The organism is Puniceibacterium confluentis, assembly GCF_007923445.1.
In the GTDB taxonomy this organism is placed as follows: domain Bacteria; phylum Pseudomonadota; class Alphaproteobacteria; order Rhodobacterales; family Rhodobacteraceae; genus Puniceibacterium; species Puniceibacterium confluentis.
Window position 1 is genome coordinate 1 of sequence record NZ_VOJI01000078.1, and the last position, 1,217, is coordinate 1,217.

Consider the following 1,217-nt stretch of genomic DNA (forward strand, 5'->3'; position numbering starts at 1 on the left):
ATGGCAAAGGCAAAGTTTGAACGTAACAAGCCGCACTGCAACATCGGCACGATCGGTCACGTTGACCACGGCAAGACGACGCTGACGGCGGCGATCACCAAGTATTTCGGTGAATTCAAGGCATATGACCAGATCGACGGCGCGCCCGAAGAGAAGGCCCGCGGCATCACCATCTCGACCGCGCATGTCGAGTACGAGACCGAGGCGCGTCACTACGCCCACGTCGACTGCCCCGGCCACGCCGACTACGTCAAGAACATGATCACCGGTGCGGCGCAGATGGACGGCGCGATCCTGGTTGTGAACGCCGCCGACGGCCCGATGCCGCAGACCCGCGAGCACATCCTGCTCGGCCGTCAGGTCGGCATCCCGTCGATGGTGGTGTTCATGAACAAGGTCGACCAGGTGGACGACGAGGAACTGCTCGAGCTGGTCGAGATGGAAATCCGCGAACTGCTGTCGACCTACGACTACCCGGGTGACGACATTCCGATCATCGCGGGCTCGGCTCTGGCCGCTCTGGAAGGCCGCGACGAGGCCATCGGCGAGAACAAGATCAGGGAACTGATGGCGGCCGTGGATGCCTATATCCCGCAGCCGGCCCGCGCCGTCGACCAGCCCTTCCTGATGCCGGTCGAAGACGTGTTCTCGATCTCGGGCCGCGGCACGGTTGTGACCGGCCGCATCGAGCGTGGCGTTGTCAACGTCGGCGACGAACTGGAAATCGTCGGCATCCGCGACACCAAGAAGACCACCTGCACCGGTGTCGAGATGTTCCGCAAGCTGCTGGATCGCGGTGAGGCGGGTGACAACATCGGCGCGCTGCTGCGCGGCATCGAGCGTGAGGGCGTCGAGCGCGGCCAGGTGCTGTGCAAGCCGAAGTCGGTGACCCCGCACACCAAGTTCGAGGCCGAGGCCTACATCCTGACCAAGGAAGAGGGTGGCCGTCACACGCCGTTCTTCGCCAACTACCGTCCGCAGTTCTACTTCCGCACCACGGACGTCACCGGCACCGTCAACCTGCCCGAGGGCACCGAGATGGTGATGCCGGGTGACAACCTGAAGTTCGAAGTCGAACTGATCGCGCCGATCGCGATGGAAGACAAGCTGCGCTTCGCCATCCGCGAAGGCGGCCGCACCGTCGGCTCGGGCGTGGTTTCCAAAGTCCTCGAGTAAGGCGCCGCAAGGCACCCCCCGGCGACCCGCAAGGGACGCCG

The 1,217-nt window shown here is 64.3% G+C and carries 1 protein-coding gene; it reads left to right on the forward strand.

The window, feature by feature from the left end; all coding sequences use genetic code 11:
• Positions 1-1,176, forward strand: a 1,176-nt coding sequence (tuf, locus tag FOY53_RS22605) for an elongation factor Tu (protein WP_146592533.1), incomplete at its 5' end; no start/stop codon positions are given.
• Positions 1,177-1,217 lie beyond the last annotated feature (41 nt).